This is a genomic window from Lacinutrix chionoecetis, assembly GCF_053604665.1.
The window spans coordinates 1-26851 of sequence record NZ_JBSHNQ010000083.1; the positions used below are offsets into that span (position 1 = coordinate 1).

Below are 26851 nucleotides of genomic sequence, written 5' to 3' on the forward strand. Positions count from 1 at the left end.
ACACCAATACAAATGCACGCACAAAACAAATTGAAAAGAAAACAATACAAATCAAAAAAGCTGAACAATCATATGATTGTTCAGCTTTAATTAATAAATTTAATCCTTTAATAATCTGTATCGGTTATTTAGGACTAGACACATTTATATTTTTTGAATCACTTTGGTATCCTGTAAACAGGGTATTGTAAATGCGACTTTTCGTAATTTTCACTGTGTTTATGTAGCCAATCTAATTGTTTGTACCAATTGTTTGCAAAGTCTTCATCCTTATTTTTTAGGTCTTGAAAATCGCTTTTCAGTTTCGGGTTATTATTTAAAAGCGCTAATGCCTTGTCTTCCCAAACGTAAGCCGAAAAACCTTCTTTTTGTTGCAGTATCGTGTCGAAAAAATTCCAGTTAAAAAACGAATCTTGTGCTTCTGGTTCTAACGTTTCTATAATGTAGCGTAATCCATTTTGATTGGTATTAATAATAAAATCACCAGCTCTAAAATTAACGTCTCTGAGTGTTGAAGAGACTTTAGTGTTATAATGTAGATAATGACCTTCGTAAGGAGAGGTTCTGCTTTTAAAGTTTTCAATTTTATAACTCTCCACATTAAGTGTAGAGTCTTTTTTTAGTTTCGACATGTCTATGTTATTTAATTGTAATAATTTAATAACACTGTGCCAACCTTGAGGAATGATGTAAGCCGTAGGAATAGTAACGCTTGTTGATGGTTTAAAGTAATTTTTATAAATTATACTTTTTTTAAATGGTTTTAAACGGTTGTATTTTAACCTCTCTTTTCCTGTAATGTCACTTGTAATTAATTCACCTTCGTAACCTTTAAAGGTAAGTTTAGAGGTTCTTGTAGTATCAATTTCCCAATTTACCACATAGGTTTTGTTATTTATTAAATCGTCGTGTTGTTGTTGTCTTAATCGCATAATTGTATCGCCATTTTCTTCAGTGATTTCAATCATACTTTTCATCAATTCGTAAGTGCCTTCAACTCTTTGCTTATATGGTTTTAACATGTGGGTTTCAACCATCATCCCTAAAGTGTTAAACAATGTAGTGTAGCCAGTAGAATAACGCGGAGAATCCATAAATTGAGAAAAACCATCGTCTGGCGTTTTATTATATACATTTACATAAGGCGTAATATCCCAGTGTTTTGCTTCAAGTTTTGTTTCTAATTCTGGCATCATTTTGGTATGCAGGTAATTGCCTAAAACACCGCCTAATTTGTTATGTTGCGTAAATAAATGGGTTAAAGTATATTGGTAGTCTGCACCATTACTAACATGATTATCTATAAAAACATCTGGCTGTACTAAATGAAATAGTTTGGTAAACGCTTTAGCGTTCTTGGTATCACATTTTATAAAATCTCTGTTTAAATCGTAATTTCTGGCATTGCCTCTAAAACCATACTCTTTCGGACCATTTTGGTTGGTTCTTGTAGTAGAATTTCGGTTTAAACTACCACCAATATTGTAAATAGGTATGGTTACAACAACCGTGTGCTTTGGTGTTTCAATGATACCTTCTGCAAGATCTCTTAAAAGCATCATTGTTGCATCGATACCATCACTTTCTCCAGGGTGAATACCGTTATTAATAAGAAGAATACGTTTATTTTGTCTTATTTCTGAAAAATTGAAAGTTGCATCGTTGTTAAACGTCACAAGATGCAGTGGTTTGCCAGCATCTGTCATTCCAATAGAATCAATTGCAATAGATTGGTAATTAGCTGCTAAATTGGTGTAATATTCAATAGTTTCATGATAAGTTGCAGTTTCTAAACCTTCAGATTTTTCGAACACTGTGGTAAAATCATAGGCTTCTTTAGTGTCGCAACTAAAACTAAAAACAATAAGTAATGCCATGTATATATTCTTCATATTAAATAATTTAATTGTGTAGTACCGACAAATATAGAAAATGCGACTTTGTCTGTCTATTAATTAAGTGTACTTTTGCAGCTTCAAAAAAAAGATAATGACAGCATTTTTTAGAAAACAAACAGCAAACGCTAAAAATGATATTCTAAGCGGGCTTACAGTAGCTTTAGCCTTAGTGCCTGAAGCTGTAGCCTTTGCATTTGTTGCAGGAGTAGATCCATTAGTTGGACTTTATGCCGCTTTTATGGTGGGTTTAATTACATCTATTTTTGGTGGTCGTCCAGGAATGATTAGTGGTGCTACAGGTGCGTTAGCGGTAGTTATGGTGTCTTTGGTTGCCGAAGGTAATGCCATGGGCGCAGAAAGTGAACAATTAGGATTGTATTACTTATTTGCCACGGTTATTTTAATGGGAATTATACAAATGCTGGCAGGCGTTTTTAAACTCGGGAAATTTGTAAGATTAATTCCGCATCCAGTAATGATGGGCTTTGTAAATGGTCTCGCAATAGTTATTTTTCTATCCCAATTAGGTATGTTTAAAGAAGTGGTTGGTGGTGAAAAAGTCTGGATGCAAGGTAGCGCACTGTATATTATGATTGGCTTAGTACTTTTAACCATGGCCATTATGTTTGGTCTACCAAAACTTACTAAAAAATTACCAGAAGCCTTAATCGCAATTTTAGTGGTTTCTGCTATAGTAATTTTTGGAAACCTCGATGTTGCAACAGTAGGTAGTTTTATAAAAGATGGAGGAGGAGCAGGTTTAGAAGGTGGTTTGCCAAGTTTTCAATGGGATATTTTTAATAAAGTGCCATTTAATTTAGACACCTTGAAATTTATTTTTCCGTACGCATTAATTTTAGCGGCTATAGGTTTAATAGAGTCGTTAATGACGTTAAATTTAGTAGATGAGCTTACCGAAACCAGAGGAAACTCTAACAGAGAATGTTTGGCACAAGGTGGAGCTAACATTGTTACAGGGTTTTTTGGTGGAATGGGAGGTTGTGCCATGATTGGGCAATCGCTAATAAATATAAAAGGTGGTGGTCGTGGCAGATTATCTGGAATTGTAGCTGCCTTAGCCTTATTAGCCTTTATACTCTTTGCGTCTGGATTAATAGAACAAGTACCAATTGCAGCTTTAGTTGGAGTTATGTTTATGGTAGTGATTGGAACTTTTGCTTGGTCGAGTTTTAGAATTTTAAATAAAATCCCTAAAAGCGATGTTATTGTTTTGGTGGCAGTTTCTGCTTTAACAATAGTTTTCGATTTAGCCATTGCAGTTATTGCTGGAGTGATAATTAGCGCTTTAGTTTTCTCTTGGGAAAACGCAAAACGAATACGTGCAAGAAAACGTTTACGTGAAGATGGTACTAAAGTTTACGAAATTTGGGGACCTTTATTCTTCGGAAGTATTCAGGCATTTAACGATAAGTTTGATGCAAAAAACGATCCCGAAAATGTAGAAATAGATTTTGTTGAATCACGAGTTAGCGACCATTCGGCTTTAGAAGCTATTTTTAATATTGTTGAAAAATATGAAGCTGAAGGAAAAAGCATTAAACTGAAGCATTTAAGCGAGGATTGTAAAATATTACTTTACAAGGCAAGCCCTAAGTTTCGTGAAGTGATTATTGAAGATATAGACGATCCAAGATATCATTTGGCAGAAGATCCAGAGAAATTTCCAAAACCATTATCGGAATATAAATTCTAATATAAAAACGAGCCATTTGGCTCGTTTTTTATTTTACTCTCACGCTATCTGGTACTAACATCGTGTAATCTCCATTATTTCTTATAACATCACGAACTATGGATGAAGCAATATATGACGTGTTGGCCGCTGTTAAAAGAAATACGGTTTCAATGGGAGCTAAATCTCTGTTTGTGTGTGCAATTGCCTTTTCAAACTCGAAATCTGCAGGATTGCGTAAACCTCGTAATATAAAATCTACACCAATTTCTTTGCAAAATTGTACGGTCAATCCTTTATAAGTAGCAACTTTAACCTTTGGCTCATCCTTAAAAGTGTCTTCAATAAATTTTTTACGTTCTTCTAAAGAAAACATATATTTTTTATCTGCATTTACACCAATTGCCACGATTACTTCATCAAAAAGCGTGACACCACGTTTAATAATATCATAATGTCCTAAAGTAATCGGGTCGAATGATCCTGGAAAAAGTGCTCGTTTCATTGATAAAAGTTTATTACCATTTATGTAAATACCTATTGTAAATGTTAAAATAGTTGAGTAAAGTTACTAATTTAATACTGAAATCATTTAACCAGCAACTTCTTGTCTTAAGTTAAATTTAAAGTAAAATCATAAGTTGACCCTATTTCAAAGCCTCTTCAATTGCACTTTCAAATAACATCATTAAATTAATACCTGCTTTAGCAGCTTGTTGCGGTAAAATACTTTCGTTAGTTAAACCAGGCACCGTATTAATTTCAAGTAAATGTGGTTCTCCATCTTTAAAAATGAATTCACTTCTTGTGTAGCCTTTCATTTTTAAGGTATTGTATATTTTCTTTGCAACAGTATTCACTTTCTCCTCTTGCTGTTTAGAGAGTCTTGCTGGTGTTATTTCTTGAGATTTCCCAAGATATTTGGCTTCGTAATCGAAAAAATCATTTTCACTAACAATTTCGGTAATTGGTAGGACTTTGGTTTTTCCTTTATAAGTAATAACGCCTACCGATACTTCGGTGCCATCTAAAAAAGATTCAATAATAACTTCATCGTCTTCTTTCAAAGCATGATTGATAGCTGCTTCAAGCTCCTCTTTTTTATTCACTTTAGAAATGCCAAAACTACTACCAGCTTTATTAGCTTTAACAAAACATGGTAGACCTACTTTATTTATTATTGCTTCTTCATTTATAGCATCACCTAAATTAAAATAATAACTATTAGCTGTTAAAATACCATACGGTTTTAATACGCTTAAACAATCTCTTTTATTAAAGGTTAAGGCTGCTTGATAGCTGTCGCAACTGGTTTGCGGCATACCAATAAGTTTAAAATAGGCTTGCATAAAACCATTTTCTCCAGGAGAGCCGTGAATGGCATTAAACACACAGTCGAATGTGATTTTCGTTTCGTTTACAAGTACAGAAAAATCATTTCTGTCGATTGGGAATTCAGCATTATAAGCATCTATAAATACCCATTTCTCTTTAAAAATATGAATACGGTAAAGGTGATATTTCTCTTGGTCTAAAGTGTTATAAACAACGTTTCCACTCTTTAAAGAAATCTGATATTCGCTAGAATACCCACCCATTATAATAGCGATATTTTTTTTCATCTTTAGTTTCCGCAAAGCGGTAATCTTATTAATTTATTTTGATATGTATTTAATTATGCAATAACTCATCTTAAATTGAGTTTTGTAAAAATATCATTTATTTAATAGCAAACGAAAACCTTTTTGTTTTTATATATTTGCCATACTATTTTTAACAATATTTACAAATGAGTATCGTAAAATTCCTAACCAGCAAAACTTTTTTTAAGCAACTCGCATTAGCTATTCTGGCAGTTGTGGTACTGTGTTTTATAATGTTGAAATGGCTTAACATTACAACTAACCATGGCACTTTTGAAACCGTTCCAAATCTTAAAGGAAAATCTATTAACGTGGCTAAAATAGAGTTAGATAAAAATAATCTGGTTATGGAAATTCAAGATTCTGCAAATTTTAATCCAGACTATCCTAAATTTTCGGTTATCGATCAAGATCCACCTGCCAATGAGCAAGTAAAGGAAAATCGAAAAATCTACATCACGCTTAATCCGTCTGGTTACAGAAAAATACCAGTGCCTAATATTATTAATCGTACTTTTCGTCAAGCACGACCTACTTTAGAGTCTTTAGAATTTGAAATAGGGAAGAAAACATATGTAGACAATATTGGTAAAGATGAAGTGTTAAGTCTTCGTTTTGAAGGTAAAACACTTAAACCAGGGACATTGTTGCCAAAGCATTCTAAAATTGATGTGGTTTTAGGTAACGGAAACAGTCCAAACTAAAATTAATGGACGACTATACACCACAACCGCCAGAAAAAAACGAGGCAGGAGAAACACGCTACGAGCATTATTCATTTACGGCAGATAAAGGTCAGGCACCTTTACGTATCGATAAATGGTTGATGAATAAAGTAGAAAATGCCACGAGAAATAAAATTCAGGCTGCAGCCAAAGAAGGAAATATTTATGTTAACGATGTTGCTATAAAATCTAATTATAAGGTAAAACCATTAGACGAAATTCGCGTATTATTTTCCCATCCACCATTCGAAAATTTATTAGTTGGTGAAGACATGCCATTAGACATTGTTTATGAAGACGATGTGCTTTTAGTGGTTAATAAGCCAGCAGGAATAGTTGTGCATCCAGGTCATGGTAACTACTCAGGAACGCTAATAAACGGATTGATTTATCATTTCGATAATTTACCCAAAAACTCCAGCGACAGACCTGGTTTGGTGCATAGAATAGATAAAGATACCAGCGGATTGTTAGTGGTAGCAAAAACCGAGCAAGCCATGGCGCATTTATCTAAACAGTTTAAAGATAAAACCAGTGAACGCGAATATGTTGCGATTGTTTGGGGAAACATGGAAGAAGACGAAGGAACTATTGAAGGTAATATTGGCAGACACCCAAAAAACCGATTACAAAACACTGTGTATTTCGATGATGATGAAGACAAAGGGAAGCCAGCAGTAACACACTTTAAAGTATTAGAACGATTAACCTATGTTACTTTAGTAAGTTGTAAACTCGAAACTGGTAGAACACACCAAATACGTGTGCACATGAAACACATTGGGCACACCCTTTTTAACGATGAGCGTTATGGTGGCGAACGTATTTTAAAAGGTACAACCTTTACTAAATACAAGCAATTTGTAGATAACTGTTTTAAAATATTACCACGCCAAGCACTACATGCCAAAACCTTAGGGTTTAAGCATCCTGTTTCGGGTGAATATATGCGTTTTGAAACACCAGTACCTCAAGATATGCAAGAATGTATAGAGAAATGGAGAGGTTACACTAAGCACATTGCAGAGTAGTTACAAATATTGGCAGACTCTATTTGTTAATAGACTAAATCTTTGTTAATACCATTACAAAAAGGACTTAAAATTGTAAATTCGTTCATTATAACGATAGGTTTTACCGTTTACACGGAAATGAAAAAAAATGTGCAATGAAATTAGTATTATCACCAGCAAAATCTCTTGATTTTGAAACCAAGTTACCAATTATAAAAGCCTCAGAAGCGCTGTTTTTAGAACAATCTCAACGTTTAAATAAAATTTTAAAGAAGAAGTCTGTAAAAAGTTTATCTAAACTTATGAGTATTAGTGATGCTTTAAGTAAACTAAATTATGAGCGCAATCAAGAATGGCAATTGCCTTTTACAAAAGATAATGCAAGGCAAGCCGTTTATGCTTTTAATGGAGACGTGTATAGAGGCTTAGATGCCTACACTATTCCTGAAGATAAAATTGATATTTTACAAGATAAAGTGCGTATCCTCTCTGGTTTATATGGGTTATTAAAACCATTAGATTTAATACAAGCCTATCGTTTAGAAATGGGCACTAAAATGCCAGTTGGAACCAAAAAAAATCTATACGAATTTTGGAAAAAAAATATTGTAAAAGCTTTAAATGAGGAACTCGAAGACAATGAGGTTTTTGTAAACTTAGCAAGTAATGAATACTTTAAGGTAATAGATACTAAAGCATTAAAAGTGCCAATAGTAACTGTAGATTTTAAAGAATTTAAAAACGGAAAATATAAAACAATAGCCATTTTTGCTAAAGTAGCACGAGGTCTAATGGCAAGATACATTGTGGATAATGATGCTGAAACTATAGAGGATCTAAAAGGGTTTACAGCAGAAGGCTATGGTTTAAGCGACGAATTATCGAGTAAAAATCATTTGGTTTTTACTCGATAATTACGGCTTAATTTTTTTATCGATAGCAATTTTTGTTTCTGGACGAATACGCTTTTTAATTTTCGGTCTTTTTACTCCAAAAGTACCTCTGCTAATTTTTCCGCGTTTTGTTTTTTTGTCTCCTCTTCCCATGTAATTTTATATTATCAATTTCTTTAAAGGTAATAATTATTTTGTGGCTTTCTTTACTATATTTAGCACTTTAAACAAATTTTAACTAATGTATTATTACCTTATTGTAGCCTTACAGATTTTCTGTATTTATCATTTAATTAAAAATAAAAACGATTACTATTGGATTTTTTTAATCATTTTTATTCCTGCAATTGGCTCTATTATTTACCTCATTACGCAAGTTTATAATAAAAGGGATGCAGGCATTATTAAAGATAATTTAACCTCGGTATTAGTGCCAACCAAGAAGGTGAAAGATTTAAACAAAACACTTCAGTTTTCAGAGACGTTTCAAAACAGATTGAATTTAGCAGATGCATATTTTGAGATGAAGGATTATAACAATGCAATCCAGCATTATGAAGTAGCTTTAAAAGATAAAGATCAAAACGATTATTTTATTCTTGAAAAACTTATTGCTGCTTATTACGAACTTGGAGATTATAATAAAACTATCGCTTATGCCGAAGAGCTAAAAAGTCATTCAGAATTTAATAATTCAAAATCTGAATTCATATATGGTTTAGCCTTAGATAAATCAGGTCATTCTGAAGCTGCCTTAAAGCATTTAAAATCCATAGATCAACGTTACTCTAATTACAATGAGCGTTTAGTATTGGCAAAATTTCTTTTAAATAAAAACAATAGTGCTGAGGCTAAGGCGATTTTAAATGAAATTTCAACAGAATCTAAACACATGACCAAACCAAACAAAACAAAATACCGAACAACTATTAACGAAGTCGAAAAACTTTTAAAGAGTTTGTAACTTCATGTTTAAACACAAGCATCCATACAAACCGTTTATTAAAAAAGATACTCAGAAGTTAATTGTAGGGACATTACCACCACCAAGATTTACAACCGGAGATTTGTTAGAAAAAGATGTGAATTTTTGCTATGGTAGTTACTACAATAGTTTGTGGTTGTTTATTGATGAAATTTACAATCTCAATTTAAGGTACGATAATTCTAATGAAGCTATAAAGCAGCGTCAAGATTTTTTAATAAAAAACAAGATTGGTGTTTGCGATATAGTAGAGAGTTGTGAACGTTCTAAAATTGATGCTTCAGATTTAGGTATGCAGAACATAAAACTTCGTAATATAGTGGGTTACCTTAAAACCTACCCAAATATTAACACACTTTTATTTATAGGAGGCAATAGCAAAAATGGTCCAGAATACTTTTTTAGAAGACATTTAAAAGCCCACGATTTAAAATTAAATTTAGTTTCTAAAGAAACACCAAAAATTCATGAATTTTTGTTAGCAGACAAAAATCTTGGCACTGCTGTTAAACCGCGAAAAATTAAAACGGTTTCGTTAACCTCTTCTTCTGGTGCCGCAAACATTTCGATAGGGAGCAATCCATTATACAAACAACTAAAAGCAAATAACCCAAATTTTACAACGTTCGATTTTAGAGTGCTGCAGTACCGTGAGTATATTTAATACCTATGCTTTTTTCAACTGTTTGCTAATTTTTTTAATTGCAGATTCTATGGATTTCTCGGGTTCAATAATGTTGTATTCTCCCCAAAATTCAGGATCCGAAAAGCCAGAGGCTTCGTCTATCATGATGGTATTTGGCTTCAACCTGTCTTTTGGTCGGTTAACAAAAGCTGTGGTGTTTTGATCCCAATCGGTAATCGCCATTTCGCTTTCCAGCGTATAGCGACTGTTAAAGAGTTTGTTCTTCCAATTAATCTTAAATGTAAGGAGTATGTTGCTGTAACCAAAGTACCATTTGCCATCTTTAATTCTGTAATTTACACGATAGGCAGCATCGGTTGGATACACATCTGCTTTTCGTGGCTTTTTTCTAACAAACATTTTACTGGCTAAATCTCTGTCTTCAACATTAAGGTTATAAATAGCACTTGTTAGTGCATAAGTAGAAGCATCTATGTACAATTGTCCATAATATAATGGTGTAATAATTTCTTCTTTTTGTTTAAAATTTACTACGTATACCAGCTTATTGTCTATTTGTGTGGAACGGTCGAAATTAAACGTATAGTTGGTTAAATTATCCTCTGTAAAAATGTATTCGGGATATTTCATAACATCTGTATAAAGCATACTAAAAGGTCCGCCTTGCAGTTTAAGCGCTAAGGTGTCTAAACGAGAATAGTCGGTGTTCTTTCTGGATTTAACTAATGTTATTGCGTCCTTTTTGCTGGACACGTAAGGTTGTTTATATATTTTTAAAACAGCTTCAGAAAGCGATGCGTTTTTATTCCGCTTTTTTATTGTCTCTCTGTAAAAACCAGTCATTACAGCCTCGTTATTTACATAATTTTCACCTTTAAGACTTAGCGCTTTTCTCACTAAGGTCTCGGCATCTTTTGGGACATTTACATCTATTTGTGCTAATACAGTGGCGGCTTCAGTAAGTTCTATTTTATTGTTATTTTTCTTAAATTTAGAGATTGGAATTTCCTGCTTTTTATACCCAATGTAAGACACCATAACAGACTTATTAATATGCTCTGTCGGGATTTTTAATAAAAAATCGCCTTCACTGTTTGTAACTGTGCTTATATTGGTGCCAACAACCATTAAGTTAGCTAATGCTAATTTTTTATTTGTATCACTGTTAACTACTTTACCTCTAAATTCCTGGATGTTTTGCGAGTAGCAAAAACATATAGACAACAGGAATAAAAAAGTAATAGATTTTACTTTTATTGTACTGATATTAAGCGTTTTCATAGCATTGAAAGTTTTAATGAGTAACCATTAAAGATACTGAAAATCAAGCAATTTTTTCATTTTTTTATGTTAATTTTAAGACGAACATTAGTGCAAAGAGCCTTATATTTACAAAGAATAAGCAATCTTTTATGCCAATAAATTACATCTCGTATAAATCCACAGGATATTTTTCTCAACTTATTTGCGATTATTTAGCTGAGGCTGATAACTTAAAACCACTCTATAATCGCTTCCCAAAACTCGAAAATTTTAAAGCTCAAATTGAAGAAAAGCAAGCAGTTTTTAGTCAAGAAACAAGAGCTATTTTAGTTAATAGTTTGAAAAAACAGTATGAGAATGTCGATAGTTCTAATGCTACTTCTGCAAATATTGAAGCATTAGGTAATAGCACCACGTTTACAGTAACCACTGGTCACCAATTAAATTTATTTACTGGACCATTATATTTTTTGCATAAAATAGTTTCAACTATAAATTTGGCAAAGCAATTAACAGCAGCGTATCCCGATTATAATGTTGTGCCAGTCTATTGGATGGCTACCGAAGATCATGATTTCGAAGAAATAAATTATTTCAATTTTAAAGGAAAGAAAATTAGATGGAACCGAAGCGCCTCTGGAGCAGTTGGAGCATTAAATACGCAAGGATTAGAAGCTGTTTTCGAGACTTTTTCTCAAGAGTTAGGTATTGGTAAAAATGCCGATTTTCTTAGAACACTTTTTAAGAAAGCTTATTTAGAGCATGACACCTTGGCTAAGGCAACATTCTATTTGGCAAATGAATTATTTCAAGATTACGGTCTGGTTATAATAGAGGCTAACTCTCCAGAATTAAAACAACTATTTATACCACAACTTGAAAAAGAATTAGTTGACCAAACAGCAGAGGAAGCCGTTTTAAAAACGAATGCTAAAATTGAAGCCATAGAGGATAAAGATTACCCAATTCAAGTAAACCCAAGAGCGATAAATTTATTCTATTTAAAAGAGAATATTAGAGAACGCATCGTTTTGGAAGATGGGGTTTATAAAGCATTAAACACCAATATGTCATGGAGTAAGGACGAAATTTTAAATGAAGTCAATAATTTCCCAGAGCGTTTTTCGCCAAATGTAATTTTAAGACCCTTATATCAGGAAGTTATTTTACCAAATCTATGTTATATTGGAGGAGGAGGAGAGTTGGCGTATTGGTTTCAGCTAAAAGAAAATTTCAAGGCAAATAACGTGGTGTTTCCAATACTATTGTTGCGAAATTCGGTATTAATAAAAACCAGACAGCAAGCAGAAAAACTTAAAAAACTCAATATTTCTATTCAAGATTTATTCCTGAAAAGAGAATCTTTTATTAACAAAAAAGTAAGAGAAATCTCTAACATCGATGTAGATTTTTCTAAGCAAATAGCACATTTAAAAAATCAGTTTAAAGATTTATATGCATTAGCTCAAAAAACCGATGAATCCTTTGAAGGTGCAGTTGCAGCTCAAGAAAAAAAACAGATTAATGGGTTGGAGCATCTTGAAAAACGATTGTTAACTGCTCAAAAAAGAAAATTAAAAGATCAGGTGGAGCGTATGACTCAACTTCAAAACCAGCTATTTCCAAATCAAAGTTTACAAGAACGAAATACCAATTTTAGCGAGTTGTATCTGGAATTTGGAGACCAATTAATTCCGCAGTTAATTAATAGTTTAGAGCCCTTAAAAGGAGATTTTACCGTTGTAACTTTATAAAAAAATCTGTTAGGTATTTTCTATCCGTATATAATTATAAATCCTTTACAATGAATAAACTATTCCTCCTTTCATTCTTATTGTTTTCAGTACTTTCTTTCTCGCAAGACCGTATACTTGTGTTTCATGAAACCAATCAATTTAGACATACCAGTGCAATTAATGCAGGCATTACTATGTTTGAAGAATTCGGAACAAGCAATGGGTTTAATGTAGATAACTCACAAGATTCGAGTGTGTTTACACCAGCTAATTTAGCACAGTATAGTGCAGTAGTTTTTTTAAACACGTCTGGAAGTGATGAAACCGGTAGTGATGGTGATTTATTATCTGCTTCCGAAAAAACTGCCTTGGAAAACTTTATAGCAAACGGTAATGGTTTTGTAGGCATTCATGCTGCTACAGATACTTATCGCGACCAGGTTTGGCCATTCTACAATGAGTTAGTTGGTGGTATTGTACAAAACAGTCCTAACCATACAGCAAATAATTTTAACGCAGATATGGAAGTAAAAGCAAGTAATCCTATTACTAATTTTTTAGGTCCAGTTGGCAGTATTTGGAATAAAAGCGAGGAGTATTATTACTGGGAACTCAACGGTGGGCAGCTAAGTTCAGATAACACGGTCTTGTTAGAAGTTGAATCTACAGGAAGCAACAGCTACGATGCAGCCAGACCAACAACATGGTTTAAAGAATCCATTACTTACAATCATGACAACAATGCCACTACGCCAGATGTTACACTAACAGGAATAAGATCGTTTTATACTGCTTTAGGACATAACGGAAGCGATTATTCTTCAAATACAAATTTTAGAACCCTGTTACTAAATGCTACGTTATGGGCAATCGATGGGAATACGCTTGGTATAGATGAGGAAAAATTTTCAGCATTTAAAATCGCGCCAAACCCTGTAAAAGCAATAACAACTGTCAATTTTGAAAACGCTTCAGAAATTATAGACTTAACATTGTACAACATGTTAGGAAAGGAAATACTGTCGAAAACAATTAACACTTCCACATTACATAACAATAAGTTTAGTTTAGATCTTTCCGCTTTTAAAACAGGAATATATTTCTTAAAAATTGAAACAAATGAGGTGATTCAAAGTATAAAATTGGTTAAAATTTAAAATTTTCTTTTGTTGAAAATAATGTTAACAAAACAGACGAAAAATCATTATTTATAAATTAGAATTAACGAAATCTATTACTATTTTTGCGTATGCAACACGACAAGGTATTAATTTTAGATTTCGGATCGCAGTACACACAACTTATTGCGCGTAGAGTAAGAGAACTTAACATCTATTCCGAAATATTCCCATTCAATAAAATTCCAAAAAACTTAGACGATTATAAAGCTGTTATTCTATCTGGAAGCCCTATGTCTGTTAGGTCTACTGAAGCTTTTCACCCAGATTTAAAAGCTATTCGTGGTATTAAACCAATGCTTGCGGTTTGTTATGGTGCGCAATATTTAGCCCACTTTTCTGGTGGTGAAGTAGCAGAATCCAACACACGCGAATATGGACGTGCTAATTTAAGTTTTGTAGAAAAGGACACTTTTTTAGAAGGTATTTCTGTAGGCAGTCAGGTTTGGATGAGCCACAGCGACACCATTAAAAGTTTGCCAACTAATGGCAAATTATTAGCCAGCACGCACGATGTAAAAAACGCAGCCTATAAAATTGAAGAAGAAAACACCTACGCTATACAATTTCACCCGGAAGTTTATCACTCAACAGATGGAAAACAACTGTTAGAAAATTTTTTAATTAAAATTGCAAATGTCAATCCGGACTGGACGCCAAATGCTTTTGTAGAAGAAACTGTAGAAGCACTACAAAAGAGAATAGGAGATGGTAAAGTGGTGTTAGGCTTATCTGGTGGTGTAGATTCATCAGTCGCAGCCATGCTGCTACATAAAGCCATAGGTGAAAACCTGTATTGTATTTTTGTTAATAACGGCTTACTTCGTAAAAACGAATTTACCGAAGTCCTGCACCAATACAAAGACATGGGACTTAACGTTAAAGGCGTAGATGCTTCGGCACGCTTTTTGGATGCCTTGGCAGGAAAGAGCGACCCGGAAGAAAAGCGTAAGGCCATAGGTCGTGTTTTTATAGAGGTGTTCGATGATGAAGCACATGAAATAACAGACGTAACCTATTTAGCGCAAGGCACAATCTATCCAGATGTTATAGAAAGTGTAAGTGCAACAGGAGGTCCAAGCGCAACTATTAAAAGTCATCATAATGTTGGCGGATTGCCAGATTTTATGAAACTTAAAATAGTAGAACCATTAAAAGCCTTGTTTAAAGATGAGGTGCGTAGAGTGGGTGCATCCATGGGTATGGATAAAACGCTTTTAGGGCGTCATCCGTTTCCAGGACCAGGTTTGGCTATACGTATTTTGGGAGATATTACTCCAGAAAAAGTTCGTATTTTGCAGGAAGTCGATGCCGTATTTATTAACGGATTAAAAGACGCTGGACTGTACGACAAAGTATGGCAGGCAGGCGCGATTTTACTGCCAGTAAACAGTGTTGGCGTGATGGGAGACGAGCGTACCTACGAAAAATGTGTTGCGCTTAGAGCAGTAGAAAGTACAGATGGAATGACTGCAGATTGGGTAAATTTACCTTACGAATTTCTGCAAAAAACCAGTAACGATATAATAAACAAAGTAAAAGGCGTTAATAGAGTAGTTTACGATATTAGTAGTAAACCACCAGCAACCATTGAGTGGGAGTAAAATAATAATTAGGGCGTTACCACAAGGGTCGCGTTTTCCGTTATATCTTTTTTTGCCATATATGGCAGCAAAAAAAGGATGCCACTGCAACCGCTAACGCAATAACAAACGTATTATAAACATATGAAGAAAATAATATACATCCTTAGCTTTTTTATGCTAGTCACTTGTGCCTCTGCCAATGCACAAAAATATGGCACGCACAGAGTCAAATCTGGAGAAACTATAGAGAGCATTGCAAAAAAATATAATGTTTCTACAGCAAACATTTATGCATTAAATCCAGATGCGCGAGAAAAATTAAGACCAAATGCAGTTTTAATTATACCTAAGGAAAGTAGTGATTCTTCGGTTATTACTACAAACCCTGCAACAGCAACTAATAACGATAAAGTTCAAGTTGTAGAAAAAACTGTAGAACGTTATATTACGCATAAGACAAAGCGGAAAGAAACATTGTTTAGCATTGCTAAAAAGTACAATGTAGAAGTAGATGAAATTAAAAAATATAATAAATCGCTTTATGCGAACAATCTTAGAAAAGGAGATAAATTACAAATTCCGGTATATAAAAAAATTATTACCTACGAAAATGCACCAAACACCACTTATGTGGTACAACCCAAAGAAGGAAAATGGCGTATTGCTTACAAATATGGTATTACTGTTCAGGAATTAGAGGCATTAAATCCAGACATGGAAGGGATGCTAAAGCCTGGACAGGTTATTAATGTTCCTAATATTGAAAAGGATAAAGTAAAGACTTTCGACGAAGAATATAGTTATTATAAAGTATTACCAAAAGAAGGGTTTTACAGATTAAAAGTAAAATTAGGCTTAGAACAATCTGCTTTAGAAGCTTTAAATCCAGAACTTGCCACAACAGGATTAAAAGAGGGTATGATTTTAAGAGTGCCTTTAGACACTTCTATAACAACAACCGATACTGGTACGACGCATGATAATGGTATAAATGAGCCATCAGAGTTTATAAAACTATCTAATAGCGCTATAGACACCAATGTTAAAAACATTGCTGTAATGCTTCCTTTTACACTTAACGAAGTAAATACAGACTCTGTTTTCGATGCCAAGCGTAAAATTAAAAATGATAGAACTTTAGGTGTAACATTAGATTTTTATTCAGGTGTTTTAATCGCTTTCGATTCCCTTAAAAAGTTAGGCATAAACCTAAAAGTAGATGTTTACGACACGCAAAACAGGCAAAGCCAAATCAATACCATATTACGAAGTAACGATTTTTCTCGTACCAATGCGGTCATAGGACCATTATTGCCTAAAAATTTCAACCTTGTAGCTAACGCATTAGAAAACGACAATGTACCTATTGTTTCTCCAGTAGTTAAAAAAGTAAACGTAGGCAGAAATGTGTTTCAGTCCAGACCAGATGATGAAAACTTAAAACTTAAAGTTATTAATTACTTTAAAGCAGACTCTACAGCACAAATTATAATTATTTCAGATTTAAAACGCAAAGCCACAAGTACCATGCTTAAAGGTAAATTTGCAAAAGCAAAATTAGTGAGCTCTCGTATAGATAAGAAAACGCAAAAAGATGCATACTATATTATAGAGCAGGATTTAATAAATGTTATTAAACCAGGTAATAATGTCGTGTTTTTAGAAACCGACAATGCAGGATTTGTATCTAATGTATCAAGTATATTAAATGGATTGCAAAAAGACAAAACCCAGATTACACTAGCGACAACAAATCAAAATAAAGCTTTCGAGGACGAGGAGGTTTCAAATTACCACTTGTCTAATCTGCATTTTACCTATCCTTCAATTAAAAAAATGATTAATTCAGAAGCTACAAATTCATTTGTAGAGGAGTATAAGCGCCAATATAAAGTTTCGCCAAACGATTATGCTATTCGCGGTTTCGATTTAACCATGGATGTTGTGTTACGTTTGGTAACCTCTCAGGATTTATATCAATCTGTAGAAGCGTCGCCTTTAACCTCTTACGTCGAGAATAAATTTGCTTACAAAAAGAAATTATTTGGAGGCTATTATAACGACAGTGTGTATTTAGTGCAGTATAACAATTTGGAAATCGACGAGGTAAAACAATAAGTTGACTTTTTATTTCGTTTTTAATGGGTTATAACGTTTAAGCATGAGTAAATTATTTATAATTATAGGGTTTCTGCTTTGCTTTAAAAGCGATACGTCTGAGTTTTCGTGGCACGAAAACCATAGACTAAACTGGGCAGATTTTAAAGGCGAACCAGACCAATCTGTTAATGCAGTTGCAGTTACAGCTTCTGGGATTACATTTAGTTATTCCATTGAAAAAAGTAATTTACGTGGTATCACGGGTTTTAAAACAAAAGTTTTTGCCCATTTCTATCCGGAACATTCTTGGTGTAAAAAGGAATTAATAGATAATAATATTTTAAGACACGAGCAGTTTCATTTCGATATTACAGAGCTAAACGTTAGATATTTTAGAGAAAAAATTTCCAAATTAAAGGTGTCTAAAAACATTGCACAAGATCTTAATAAACTTCATATACAAGCCAATAAAGATTTAAGCGAGATGCAACAACTGTATGATAAAGAAAGTGATTTCTCTATGAATACAGAAGGGCAGGAACAATGGGTTGCCTTTGTAAACAAAGAATTAAAACGTTTAGAAAAGTTTAAATCCAAATAACAATATGCTGCAGCCAGATAAAACGTTTCTTATTAAATTGGCGCATACTAAAATGCCTTATGGCAAATACAAAGACCGTTATTTAATAGACTTACCAGAATATTATGTGGTTTGGTATCACAATAAAGGCTTTCCTAAAGGAAAATTAGGTGAAATGCTGGAAACCGTTTATACACTTAAATTAAATGGTTTGGAAGAATTGGTAAGGAATATTCAGCGTAATTTTGCTAAGATTTAGGGTTTAGGTGTTTGTTTAAACGTTTTGTGTATGTAAAGTAGGGCAGTAAATTGGCGCAAACGGTTTGATTGAACACAAGTTGAATTTTAAATTTTTCTTATTATTTTCCTGAATAAGTCAAACATAAAAATTTGGAAACATCTATAAGTACTTTAACATTCTATATCATTCTCAAAAACGAACATAAAAACCCCACCCAACAAACTGGTAAAATGTAGTTTTTATAGAATAGCTATAGCTTAGAAAAGCCACTTGTGTCATGCAAGTGGCTTTTCCTATGTGGCTTAATGTTTCTTTTTAGTGACAATTACTATTGTTTACTTTATGTTTCATTAAGTATTTTAAAGTGGATCTTTATTACTTAATGTTACACAATAGAAAAGGTTAACATTATCGTTTATATTCCTCTAAAAATAAAAGTTTAAACGCCTAACTTTTCAACTTAAAATTGTAAATTTGCTCGCGTTTAACAACGCGCAATGGCAACTACAACAAAATACATATTTGTAACTGGAGGTGTAACTTCCTCTCTTGGAAAAGGAATAATAGCAGCTTCTTTAGCGAAACTTCTTCAGGCTCAAGGTTACAGAACTGCAATACAAAAATTAGACCCATACATTAATATCGATCCTGGTACTTTAAATCCTTATGAGCATGGCGAATGTTATGTTACAGACGATGGTGCAGAAACCGATTTAGATTTAGGCCACTACGAGCGTTTTTTAAACGTACCTACAAGTCAGGCAAATAATGTAACCACTGGTCGTATTTACCAAAGCGTGATACAAAAAGAGCGTAGAGGCGAATTTTTAGGCAAAACTGTACAGGTTATTCCACACATTACAGACGAGATAAAAAGTCGTATCCAAATTCTTGGAAATTCTGGAGATTACGATATTGTAATTACAGAAATTGGCGGTACAGTTGGTGATATAGAATCTTTACCGTATGTAGAAACGGTAAGACAGTTAAAATGGGAATTGGGAGAGCATAATGCTTTGGTTATCCATCTAACATTAGTACCTTTTTTATCTGCAGCAGGCGAGTTAAAAACAAAACCAACGCAGCATAGCGTTAAAACTTTAATGGAAAGTGGTGTACAGGCAGACATTTTGGTATGCCGTACAGAGCATGAATTACCAGAAGATTTACGCGATAAATTAGCACGTTTTTGTAACGTAAGAAGAGAGTCTGTAATACAAGCTATAGACGCTTCTACTATATACGATGTCCCTAACTTAATGTTAGAGCAAGGCTTAGATAAAGTGGTTTTAAAGAAACTTAATTTGGAAAGTAATGTACCAAATTTAGAACAATGGAATGCCTTTTTAGAGCGTCATCAAAACCCAAAATCTGAAGTCACTATTGGCTTGATTGGTAAATATGTAGAGCTTCAGGATTGTTACAAATCTATTTTAGAGGCTTTTATTCATGCAGGTGCAGAAAATGAAGTAAAAGTTAATGTAGAATCTATTCACTCCGAATATTTAAATGAAGACAATGTAAAAGCTATGTTATCACATTTAGATGGTGTTTTAGTCGCTCCTGGTTTTGGAGAACGTGGTATTGAAGGAAAAATTGATGCCATTAAATATGTGCGAGAAAATAATATTCCATTTTTAGGTATCTGTTTAGGTATGCAAATGGCAGTTATAGAGTTTGCTCGTAATGTTTTAAACTTGGAAGATGCTAACTCTACAGAAATGGACGACAGTACTACCCATCCTGTCATTAATTTAATGGAAGAGCAAAAAAACGTTAAGGACAAAGGAGGCACTATGCGTTTAGGGGCTTGGGATTGTAAATTAACTCAAGATAGTATTGCAGGAAGATTATATGACACCCAGATTATTAAAGAGCGTCACAGACACCGTTACGAATTTAATAGCGACTACAAATCGCAAATAGAAGCAAAAGGCATGATTGCCACAGGTTTAAATCCTGATACTAACCTTGTAGAAATAGTAGAGATTCCAGATCATCCATGGTTTGTTGGTGTGCAATACCACCCAGAATATAAAAGTACAGTTGCCAGTCCGCATCCACTATTCGTGGCGTTTGTTGCAGCTGCACTTAAATACCATAAATCTAAATAAGGTGTCACAATGGCACAAAATAAATAACGGATTACTTTTTGAATTGTAATTCTTTAAACCAGAATAGTAGAACCTGTACGTTTTTTTCAATCAGACAGGTTTTATAGATTAAATAACTAAATTACCGCTAAAGTATAGCTTGAGCACAGTCGAAAGACATAAATAATATGGAAGAAAAGAAATTAGATGTAAAGTCGATAGTAGGTTTTGTACTTATATTCGGAATTTTATTGTTTATGATGTGGCAAAATCAACCTTCACCAGAAGAAGTTGCTGCCGAAGAAAAAGCAAAACAAGAACAAATTGATGCTGAAAATGCTAAAGCTAAAACAGTAACTCCAGAAGAAACAAAGGTAACCACAGCCAAAGATTTTTCTACCGATATGGCTGGAGATTCTTTACAACAAGTTGCACTTCAAAATAAATATGGAGCCTTTGCTCACGCATTTAAGACGTCTGGCGAAGAGAAAACTGTTGTAGATAATGGGGTGTTTACATTAACATTTTCAAGAACTGGAGGACATTTATCTGAAGTGAAACTTAATAAGTTTGTCGATTTCGATTCTATTCCTATTTATTTAGTAAAGGATAACAACGCAAATTTTAATATTAATTTTGGTACAACAGGGAGTCGTATTTTTAATACCAGCGAGCTTCCGTTCCAGCCAACTGTAACTAAAAATGGCGAAAACACCTTAGTTTCAATGAAACTTAAGGTGTCCGAATCTAAATTTTTAGAATATTTATACGTTATAAAACCAAACGATTATATGGTAGATTTTACCATAAAATCTCAGGGATTAAATAATGTAATTAATGGGTCACAGGATATAAAATTAGACTGGTCTCAAAAAGCAAAACGTCATGATCAAAGTATTAGCTACGAGAATCGTTACACACGTTTAACCTACCAGCATGACGATGGTAATATCGATAAGCTGTCGCAAACAGGAGAAGACGAAGAAACAGTTGAAGATCTCGATTGGTTATCGTTTAGACAACATTTTTTTAGCTCTATATTGGTTACAAACAATAAGCCGTTAAAGTCTATTACTTTAAATTCTACAGATTTGGTTGAAGAGGAAACGATAGACACCTTGTTTACAAAAAAGTTTTCAGCTAAAACCACGTTAGCATTATCGGGAAATGAGCTTAACGAAAATTTCGGATTGTTTTACGGACCCACAGATAGTAAAATCTTAAAAGCTTACGATAAAAATTTAGAAGAAAGTATTCCACTTGGTTGGGGTATTTTTGGATGGATAAATGAGTATTTATTTATTCCGTTATTTGGTTTTTTAAGTTCCTTTTTACCATTTGGTATTGCCATAATTGTAATGACAGTGCTAATTAAATTAGCCATGTCTTTTGTACAATACAAGCAGTACTTGTCGCAAATGAAAATGAAAATTCTTAAGCCAGAATTAGATGCTATTCGCGAGAAACATAAGGATAACAAAATGAAGGCACAGCAGGAAACTATGGCGTTACAAAATAAGGCAGGTGCAAGCCCATTAGCGGGTTGTTTACCAGCATTAATACAAATGCCAGTATTTTATGCGTTATTTATGTTCTTCCCAACTGCTTTTGCATTGCGACAAAAAAAGTTTCTCTGGGCAGACGATTTATCGTCGTACGATGTCGTAGCGAGATTACCTTTCGATATCCCTATTTATGGAGATCATGTAAGTTTATTTCCAATTTTAGCTGGTGTTGCTATTTTCTTTTACATGAAAATGACAACAGGACAACAGGCCGCCTCTGCCGCACCAGTGCAGGAAGGGATGCCAGACATGCAAAAAATGATGAAATACATGATTTATTTTGCACCAATCATGATGATTGTATTCTTTAATAAATATGCTTCTGGATTGAGTTTATACTATTTTATCTCTAACTTAATTAGTATTGGTATTTTAATAGTTATAAAGAATTTTATTTTAGACGAAGATAAAATACACGCCAAAATACAAGTGCAAAAAGCAAAGCCTAAGAAAGAAAGTAAGTTTCAGAAAAAAATGAAAGAAATGATGGAGCAGGCAGAGCAACAAAAGCAAGCGCAAAAAAAAAATAAGAAAAAATAAGTTAAATAAACTTCTAAAAGCTGCCACTCAAAACTAAGTTTGGCAGCTTTTTTGGTTAATACAATTAGATAGATAGTATAAACGTTATTGTAAAGCTAAAGCCTCGTCTAAGCTTTTAAAAAAAATATTAAAAATGAATAAAACCATACTAATTTTATTAACCCTCATTTCGAGCATAGGTTTCGCTCAGGACTTTAACAAAACAGATGCCAACGGACAGCGTCATGGTATCTGGAAAAAGAATTTTGAAGACACTAAAGTGCTTCGCTATGAAGGTGAATTTAATCATGGAGAAGAAGTAGGTACTTTTAAATTCTATAAAAATATAGATAGCAAGCCCGTGTTAACAGCTACAAGAACCTACAGTCCAAATAGCGATTTAGCAGAAGTAAAATTTTATTCCTCAACAAAAAATGTAATTAGTGAAGGTAAAATGAGAGGGAAGACTTACGTTGGGAAGTGGATTTACTATCATAATAAATCTAATGTTGTAATGACCGAAGAGTATTACGATAACAAAGGCAAATTAGAGGGCGAAAAAAATACTTATTATTTAAGCGGGCAATTAGCTAAAAAAGAAAATTACAGCTCTGGCATTGTAGTTGGCGAATCGCGTTGGTATTCAGAATCTGGAACACTTATTAGAATCTTTAATTACCAAAACGGAGAATTACACGGTCCAGCTAAAATTTATGATGCTAAAGGCAGAATAGAAATGGAGGGCGTTTACCAAAAAGACAGACGGCATGGTATCTGGAAGTTTTATGAGGACGGTAAATTTGTAAAGGAAAAAGATTTTACACGACGCAGTAAAAATCCATACAAAAAACAATAAAAACAAAGCGCTTAGAAATTTTCTAAGCGCTTTGTTCTTTCAAGAAGTATTATTTTGCTATTAATCTTATATGCTAAGAGAACCTCTTAAAGGCTTACTGCATAGGTAATAATACTTTATTAACTGCATGTATAACACCGTTGGATGCTTGTACGTCTACTGCTATTATGCCAATATCTGTATTTCCTGCTCCATCAGTAACATCTGCTATATTATTATTAGTTCCAGGTAAGATAATCGAAAAATCCTGACCTTGAACACTCGTTACTGTCGTTGTTCCAGGATTAGTTAAATTACCTGAGGTTACGTTACCAGCGGTTACGTGGTGTGTTAAAACAGCTGTTAATAAAGAAGCATCAATATCTTCAGGGCTGTTCCAGGCAGGATTACTATCCAATAAGGCAGCAAACGCTGTATTTGTAGGAGCAAGTACGGTTAGTGGAGAGGTTGATGAGGCATCAGTCAATGCTGTGGCAACAGTTGCCTGACTTGATAAAAGTACGGAAGCTTCTAAGCTATCAAAAGTACTATCGGCTGTAGAAAATGTTAGTAGCGTTGGTAACGCAATTACTTCATCAACAACATGTATAATGCCATTTGTAGCAGCAATATCTGCTAATCCAGAAACCACCTGTGAAGCACCGTTAAAAGTAACACCATTATTACCATTGTAGTATATGCTTAAATTTGTATTTCCAGGACCAGAGGCTAAGGTAGTAGCATATCCTGTAGTTCCAGAAAGTGCAGCCGAAGTGATATTAGATCCATCGATAACATGATTTAAAAGAATTTGTGTTAACACATCGTCTGGAACCTCAGATAGCGCATTAAATCCGTTAGCGTCTAAAAATGCTGTAAATGCAGCGTTGGTTGGTGCCATGACTGTTCTATCTCCAGATGCACTTAGTGCACCTGCTAAATCTGCTTGTACAACCGCTTGAGCCAGAATACTTAAATCTGGTGTTGCTTGAGCCGTTTCAACAATATTCATTGGCTGAGGTAGCACAACCATAGTTGCGTCGTCGTCGTCGCTACATGACCAGATTAAGGTGATTAAAAGTAGAAAGAATGGAAGTTTTCTTAAAGTTTTCATAGTAAATAATTTTTGTTTGTTAATATTTTTGTTTTACAAAATTAAAGAAAGATTAAACAAAAAGTATAAATATTTTGTTAAACTTTTACAATAAAACATTCAACAAAATATACGTAGCGATTTGATAAATAGATTACGAGTTAAAAAAATTAAAATCTTGTATCTTTGCAGTCATTAAAAAATAGTCCTGATTTTTAAGGACAATAATTATGAAAAAAAGAGTAATCGTAGGACTTTCTGGAGGCGTAGATTCAAGTGTTGCTGCCTATTTGCTTAAAGAGCAAGGGTATGAAGTGATTGGTCTGTTTATGAAAAACTGGCATGACGATTCTGTAACTATTTCTGATGAGTGTCCTTGGCTTGACGATAGTAATGACGCTATGTTAGTTGCTGAAAAATTAGGAATTCCTTTTCAAACAGTAGATTTAAGCGAGCAATATAAAGAACGCATTGTCGATTACATGTTTAACGAATATGAAAAAGGAAGAACACCAAACCCAGATGTTTTGTGTAACAGGGAAATAAAGTTTGATGTGTTTATGAAAATCGCTTTAGATTTGGGAGCAGACTACGTGGCAACTGGTCATTATTGCAGAAAAGGCGTTATAGAACATAATGGAGAAGCAGTGTTTCAATTACTTTCTGGGAAAGATACCAACAAAGATCAATCTTATTTTTTGTGTCAGCTATCACAAGCACAATTAGCAAAAGCGCTATTTCCAATTGGAGAGCTTCAAAAAAGTGAAGTGCGTGAGATTGCTAAAAAAGCCAATTTAATTACTGCCGATAAAAAAGATTCTCAAGGTTTATGTTTTATTGGTAAAGTACGTTTACCAGATTTTCTTCAGCAAAAATTAAAACCCAAAGAAGGGTTAATTGTTGAAATTCCTCAAGATAATTCAAACTATAATCATAGTGAAACAAGTTTTAGCACAAAAACTGAAGAGTTAAAATACTTGTCTCGTAAACCCGAATATGCAATTACAGATGGCGAAATAGTAGGCAAACACCAAGGCGCGCATTATTTTACCAAAGGACAGCGTAAAGGGTTATCGGTTGGCGGAAAAGTAGAACCTTTATTTGTTATTGATACAGATGTTAATGAAAACGTTATTTATACAGGACAAGGTAAAGGACATCCTGGTTTGTATAAAAGAGTATTGTTTGTAACCAACGACGAGTTACATTGGGTACGACCCGATTTAGCATTAAAAACAGACGAAACTTTAGAGGTATTGGCGCGTATTCGTTACAGGCAAGCATTAGAAAAAGCAACATTACACAAAGTAGACTCTGGTATGTACGTGGAATTTAAAAATTTACAATCTGCCATTACCGAAGGCCAATTTGTAGCTTGGTATTTAGAAGACGAATTGGTTGGCTCTGGTGTTATTTCGTAATATTTTAAACTATCTTTAATGTCATGCTGAGCTTGTCGAAGCATCTTATAAATAACTTAATTGTCACACTTAGTTTATCGAAGTGTTTCAATAAATAAGATTCCCGCTTTCTCGGGAAATAAATATGCAAAATAAAATAACAAAACTCTTCAATATTAAATATCCAATTATCCAAGCGGGAATGATTTGGAATAGTGGTTGGCGTTTAGCTTCAGCAGCAAGTAACTCGGGAATTCTTGGTCTTATTGGAGCAGGAAGCATGTATCCTGATGTGTTACGCGAGCACATTCAAAAATGTAAAAAAGCAACAGACAAACCTTTTGGTGTTAATGTACCAATGTTATATCCAAACATTGAGGAAATTATGGATATTATTGTGCAAGAAGGTGTAAAAATTGTATTCACTTCGGCAGGGAATCCAAAGACGTGGACAAAATGGTTGCAAGACAGAGGTATTACAGTAGTTCATGTGGTAAGCAGTGTTAAATTCGCTTTAAAAGCACAGGATGCAGGAGTAGATGCTATTGTAGCCGAAGGCTTTGAAGCTGGAGGCCACAATGGAAGAGACGAAACCACAACGCTAACACTAATACCAATGGTAAAAGAGCAGTTACAGATTCCGCTTATTGCTGCAGGTGGTATTGCCACAGGAAAAGCCATGTTAGCCTGTATGGTTTTAGGAGCAGATGGTGTACAAATTGGTAGTCGTTTTGTAGCGAGCGAAGAATCGTCCGCACACCAAGCATTTAAGCAAGTGGTGGTAGATGCTAAAGAAGGAGCTACACAATTAACATTAAAAGAGTTAGCACCTGTACGTTTAATAAAAAACAAGTTTTTTAACGACATACAAGAATTATATAAAACAGCACCAACACCAGAACAACTTATAAAATTATTAGGTAGAGCAAGAGCAAAACGTGGTATGTTTGAAGGTGATTTAGAAGATGGTGAATTGGAAATCGGGCAGATTGCTGGATTAATACACGACATTAAACCTGTAGCCGAAATTGTAAAAGACATGGTAAAGGAGTTTGAGGAAGCTAAAGTTTATGTTTCTCAGTTATAAAAACTATTAAAAATGGTAAAATAATTAAACCAATTTTTATTAGTACTTTAGTTAAACTGAAAATAACAAATAGTTTAAT

Annotated in this window: 24 protein-coding genes; 18 read left to right on the forward strand and 6 right to left on the reverse strand. The window is 33.8% G+C overall.

What is annotated here, in order from left to right; all coding sequences use genetic code 11:
* Positions 1 to 191: hypothetical protein (locus ACVC43_RS09055; RefSeq protein ID WP_452224190.1), on the forward strand; the 191-nt coding region annotated here is incomplete at its 5' end.
* Here the strand turns inward: ACVC43_RS09055 and ACVC43_RS09060 are convergent.
* Positions 159 to 1892: a M14 family metallopeptidase gene (locus ACVC43_RS09060; protein WP_452224191.1), complete on the reverse strand. Its 1734-nt coding sequence runs from the start codon at positions 1890 to 1892 to the stop codon at positions 159 to 161. The two genes, ACVC43_RS09055 and ACVC43_RS09060, sit on opposite strands and share 33 nt — an antisense overlap.
* 97 nt (positions 1893 to 1989) lie before the next feature.
* Between ACVC43_RS09060 and ACVC43_RS09065 the strand changes: the two genes are divergently transcribed.
* Positions 1990 to 3612: a SulP family inorganic anion transporter gene (locus ACVC43_RS09065; RefSeq protein WP_452224192.1), complete on the forward strand. Its 1623-nt coding sequence runs from the start codon at positions 1990 to 1992 to the stop codon at positions 3610 to 3612.
* Between the two features lie 28 nt (positions 3613 to 3640).
* Here ACVC43_RS09065 and coaD read toward each other — a convergent pair whose 3' ends face one another.
* Positions 3641 to 4096: a pantetheine-phosphate adenylyltransferase gene (coaD, locus tag ACVC43_RS09070; protein ID WP_452224193.1), complete on the reverse strand. Its 456-nt coding sequence runs from the start codon at positions 4094 to 4096 to the stop codon at positions 3641 to 3643.
* Positions 4097 to 4238: 142 nt separating this feature from the next.
* Positions 4239 to 5213 carry a D-alanine--D-alanine ligase gene (locus ACVC43_RS09075; protein WP_452224194.1) on the reverse strand — a complete coding sequence of 325 codons (975 nt, stop codon included), beginning with the start codon at positions 5211 to 5213 and terminating at the stop codon, positions 4239 to 4241.
* 167 nt (positions 5214 to 5380) lie between these two features.
* On the opposite strand from ACVC43_RS09075, the gene ACVC43_RS09080 reads away from it, so the two are divergent.
* The 3 genes from ACVC43_RS09080 (at position 5381) to yaaA (ending at position 7886) form a co-directional block, all read left to right on the forward strand.
* On the forward strand, positions 5381 to 5938 hold the full coding sequence (locus ACVC43_RS09080; protein WP_452224195.1) for a PASTA domain-containing protein: 558 nt from the start codon (positions 5381 to 5383) through the stop codon (positions 5936 to 5938).
* 5 nt (positions 5939 to 5943) lie between these two features.
* Positions 5944 to 6990, forward strand: coding sequence for an RluA family pseudouridine synthase (locus tag ACVC43_RS09085; protein ID WP_452224196.1), 1047 nt, complete (start codon positions 5944 to 5946; stop codon positions 6988 to 6990).
* Positions 6991 to 7127: 137 nt separating this feature from the next.
* Complete coding sequence (gene yaaA / locus ACVC43_RS09090) at positions 7128 to 7886, forward strand: peroxide stress protein YaaA (RefSeq protein WP_452224197.1); 759 nt, start codon at positions 7128 to 7130, stop codon at positions 7884 to 7886.
* Here yaaA and ACVC43_RS09095 read toward each other — a convergent pair whose 3' ends face one another.
* Positions 7887 to 8018: a 30S ribosomal protein THX gene (locus ACVC43_RS09095; protein WP_452224198.1), complete on the reverse strand. Its 132-nt coding sequence runs from the start codon at positions 8016 to 8018 to the stop codon at positions 7887 to 7889.
* A gap of 88 nt (positions 8019 to 8106) precedes the next feature.
* On the opposite strand from ACVC43_RS09095, the gene ACVC43_RS09100 reads away from it, so the two are divergent.
* Together ACVC43_RS09100 and ACVC43_RS09105 are read left to right on the forward strand one after the other, a co-directional pair.
* A complete protein-coding gene (locus tag ACVC43_RS09100; protein ID WP_452224199.1) occupies positions 8107 to 8829 on the forward strand; it encodes a tetratricopeptide repeat protein in 723 nt (240 codons plus the stop codon).
* Between the two features lie 4 nt (positions 8830 to 8833).
* Positions 8834 to 9514 carry a uracil-DNA glycosylase family protein gene (locus ACVC43_RS09105; RefSeq protein ID WP_452224200.1) on the forward strand — a complete coding sequence of 227 codons (681 nt, stop codon included), beginning with the start codon at positions 8834 to 8836 and terminating at the stop codon, positions 9512 to 9514.
* Positions 9515 to 9517: 3 nt separating this feature from the next.
* Here the strand turns inward: ACVC43_RS09105 and ACVC43_RS09110 are convergent, their stop codons facing one another.
* Complete coding sequence (locus ACVC43_RS09110; protein ID WP_452224201.1) at positions 9518 to 10777, reverse strand: carboxypeptidase-like regulatory domain-containing protein; 1260 nt, start codon at positions 10775 to 10777, stop codon at positions 9518 to 9520.
* A 131-nt stretch (positions 10778 to 10908) separates the two neighbouring features.
* Between ACVC43_RS09110 and bshC the strand changes: the two genes are divergently transcribed.
* The 9 genes from bshC to ACVC43_RS09155 all read left to right on the forward strand — a co-directional run bounded on the left by bshC (position 10909) and on the right by ACVC43_RS09155 (position 23213).
* Complete coding sequence (gene bshC / locus ACVC43_RS09115; RefSeq protein WP_452224202.1) at positions 10909 to 12513, forward strand: bacillithiol biosynthesis cysteine-adding enzyme BshC; 1605 nt, start codon at positions 10909 to 10911, stop codon at positions 12511 to 12513.
* A gap of 50 nt (positions 12514 to 12563) precedes the next feature.
* A complete protein-coding gene (locus ACVC43_RS09120) occupies positions 12564 to 13652 on the forward strand; it encodes a ThuA domain-containing protein (protein WP_452224203.1) in 1089 nt (362 codons plus the stop codon).
* Positions 13653 to 13744: 92 nt separating this feature from the next.
* Positions 13745 to 15277: a glutamine-hydrolyzing GMP synthase gene (guaA, locus tag ACVC43_RS09125; RefSeq protein ID WP_452224204.1), complete on the forward strand. Its 1533-nt coding sequence runs from the start codon at positions 13745 to 13747 to the stop codon at positions 15275 to 15277.
* A gap of 123 nt (positions 15278 to 15400) precedes the next feature.
* Positions 15401 to 17377 (forward strand): LysM peptidoglycan-binding domain-containing protein, encoded by a 1977-nt coding sequence (locus ACVC43_RS09130; protein ID WP_452224205.1) that lies wholly within the window; start codon positions 15401 to 15403, stop codon positions 17375 to 17377.
* Between the two features lie 43 nt (positions 17378 to 17420).
* Positions 17421 to 17960, forward strand: a complete 540-nt coding sequence (locus ACVC43_RS09135) for a DUF922 domain-containing protein (RefSeq protein ID WP_452224206.1) — start codon at positions 17421 to 17423, stop codon at positions 17958 to 17960.
* Positions 17961 to 17964: 4 nt separating this feature from the next.
* On the forward strand, positions 17965 to 18198 hold the full coding sequence (locus ACVC43_RS09140) for a DUF3820 family protein (RefSeq protein WP_452224207.1): 234 nt from the start codon (positions 17965 to 17967) through the stop codon (positions 18196 to 18198).
* Positions 18199 to 18677: 479 nt separating this feature from the next.
* Positions 18678 to 20294 (forward strand): CTP synthase, encoded by a 1617-nt coding sequence (locus ACVC43_RS09145; RefSeq protein WP_452224208.1) that lies wholly within the window; start codon positions 18678 to 18680, stop codon positions 20292 to 20294.
* Positions 20295 to 20461: 167 nt separating this feature from the next.
* Positions 20462 to 22378: a membrane protein insertase YidC gene (yidC, locus tag ACVC43_RS09150; protein ID WP_452224209.1), complete on the forward strand. Its 1917-nt coding sequence runs from the start codon at positions 20462 to 20464 to the stop codon at positions 22376 to 22378.
* Positions 22379 to 22511: 133 nt separating this feature from the next.
* The gene (locus tag ACVC43_RS09155; protein WP_452224210.1) at positions 22512 to 23213 is read left to right on the forward strand and encodes a toxin-antitoxin system YwqK family antitoxin; all 702 of its coding nucleotides are present in this window, start codon (positions 22512 to 22514) and stop codon (positions 23211 to 23213) included.
* A 94-nt stretch (positions 23214 to 23307) separates the two neighbouring features.
* Here the strand turns inward: ACVC43_RS09155 and ACVC43_RS09160 are convergent, their stop codons facing one another.
* Positions 23308 to 24306, reverse strand: a complete 999-nt coding sequence (locus ACVC43_RS09160; RefSeq protein ID WP_452224211.1) for a fasciclin domain-containing protein — start codon at positions 24304 to 24306, stop codon at positions 23308 to 23310.
* 209 nt (positions 24307 to 24515) lie between these two features.
* On the opposite strand from ACVC43_RS09160, the gene mnmA reads away from it, so the two are divergent.
* Together mnmA and ACVC43_RS09170 are read left to right on the forward strand one after the other, a co-directional pair.
* Complete coding sequence (gene mnmA / locus ACVC43_RS09165) at positions 24516 to 25706, forward strand: tRNA 2-thiouridine(34) synthase MnmA (protein ID WP_452224212.1); 1191 nt, start codon at positions 24516 to 24518, stop codon at positions 25704 to 25706.
* A 118-nt stretch (positions 25707 to 25824) separates the two neighbouring features.
* Positions 25825 to 26772 carry an NAD(P)H-dependent flavin oxidoreductase gene (locus ACVC43_RS09170; protein WP_452224348.1) on the forward strand — a complete coding sequence of 316 codons (948 nt, stop codon included), beginning with the start codon at positions 25825 to 25827 and terminating at the stop codon, positions 26770 to 26772.
* Positions 26773 to 26851: the final 79 nt, after the last annotated feature.

Excerpts from the sequence above, each read along its gene's own strand:
- ACVC43_RS09060 (WP_452224191.1), bottom strand. The coding sequence starts at position 1,892 with ATGAAGAATATATACATGGCATTACTTATTGTTTTTAGTTTTAGTTGC.
- ACVC43_RS09065 (WP_452224192.1), top strand. The coding sequence starts at position 1,990 with ATGACAGCATTTTTTAGAAAACAAACAGCAAACGCTAAAAATGATATT.
- coaD (WP_452224193.1), bottom strand. The coding sequence starts at position 4,096 with ATGAAACGAGCACTTTTTCCAGGATCATTCGACCCGATTACTTTAGGA.
- ACVC43_RS09075 (WP_452224194.1), bottom strand. The coding sequence starts at position 5,213 with ATGAAAAAAAATATCGCTATTATAATGGGTGGGTATTCTAGCGAATAT.
- ACVC43_RS09080 (WP_452224195.1), top strand. The coding sequence starts at position 5,381 with ATGAGTATCGTAAAATTCCTAACCAGCAAAACTTTTTTTAAGCAACTC.
- ACVC43_RS09085 (WP_452224196.1), top strand. The coding sequence starts at position 5,944 with ATGGACGACTATACACCACAACCGCCAGAAAAAAACGAGGCAGGAGAA.
- yaaA (WP_452224197.1), top strand. The coding sequence starts at position 7,128 with ATGAAATTAGTATTATCACCAGCAAAATCTCTTGATTTTGAAACCAAG.
- ACVC43_RS09095 (WP_452224198.1), bottom strand. The coding sequence starts at position 8,018 with ATGGGAAGAGGAGACAAAAAAACAAAACGCGGAAAAATTAGCAGAGGT.
- ACVC43_RS09100 (WP_452224199.1), top strand. The coding sequence starts at position 8,107 with ATGTATTATTACCTTATTGTAGCCTTACAGATTTTCTGTATTTATCAT.
- ACVC43_RS09105 (WP_452224200.1), top strand. The coding sequence starts at position 8,834 with ATGTTTAAACACAAGCATCCATACAAACCGTTTATTAAAAAAGATACT.
- ACVC43_RS09110 (WP_452224201.1), bottom strand. The coding sequence starts at position 10,777 with ATGAAAACGCTTAATATCAGTACAATAAAAGTAAAATCTATTACTTTT.
- bshC (WP_452224202.1), top strand. The coding sequence starts at position 10,909 with ATGCCAATAAATTACATCTCGTATAAATCCACAGGATATTTTTCTCAA.
- ACVC43_RS09120 (WP_452224203.1), top strand. The coding sequence starts at position 12,564 with ATGAATAAACTATTCCTCCTTTCATTCTTATTGTTTTCAGTACTTTCT.
- guaA (WP_452224204.1), top strand. The coding sequence starts at position 13,745 with ATGCAACACGACAAGGTATTAATTTTAGATTTCGGATCGCAGTACACA.
- ACVC43_RS09130 (WP_452224205.1), top strand. The coding sequence starts at position 15,401 with ATGAAGAAAATAATATACATCCTTAGCTTTTTTATGCTAGTCACTTGT.
- ACVC43_RS09135 (WP_452224206.1), top strand. The coding sequence starts at position 17,421 with ATGAGTAAATTATTTATAATTATAGGGTTTCTGCTTTGCTTTAAAAGC.
- ACVC43_RS09140 (WP_452224207.1), top strand. The coding sequence starts at position 17,965 with ATGCTGCAGCCAGATAAAACGTTTCTTATTAAATTGGCGCATACTAAA.
- ACVC43_RS09145 (WP_452224208.1), top strand. The coding sequence starts at position 18,678 with ATGGCAACTACAACAAAATACATATTTGTAACTGGAGGTGTAACTTCC.
- yidC (WP_452224209.1), top strand. The coding sequence starts at position 20,462 with ATGGAAGAAAAGAAATTAGATGTAAAGTCGATAGTAGGTTTTGTACTT.
- ACVC43_RS09155 (WP_452224210.1), top strand. The coding sequence starts at position 22,512 with ATGAATAAAACCATACTAATTTTATTAACCCTCATTTCGAGCATAGGT.
- ACVC43_RS09160 (WP_452224211.1), bottom strand. The coding sequence starts at position 24,306 with ATGAAAACTTTAAGAAAACTTCCATTCTTTCTACTTTTAATCACCTTA.
- mnmA (WP_452224212.1), top strand. The coding sequence starts at position 24,516 with ATGAAAAAAAGAGTAATCGTAGGACTTTCTGGAGGCGTAGATTCAAGT.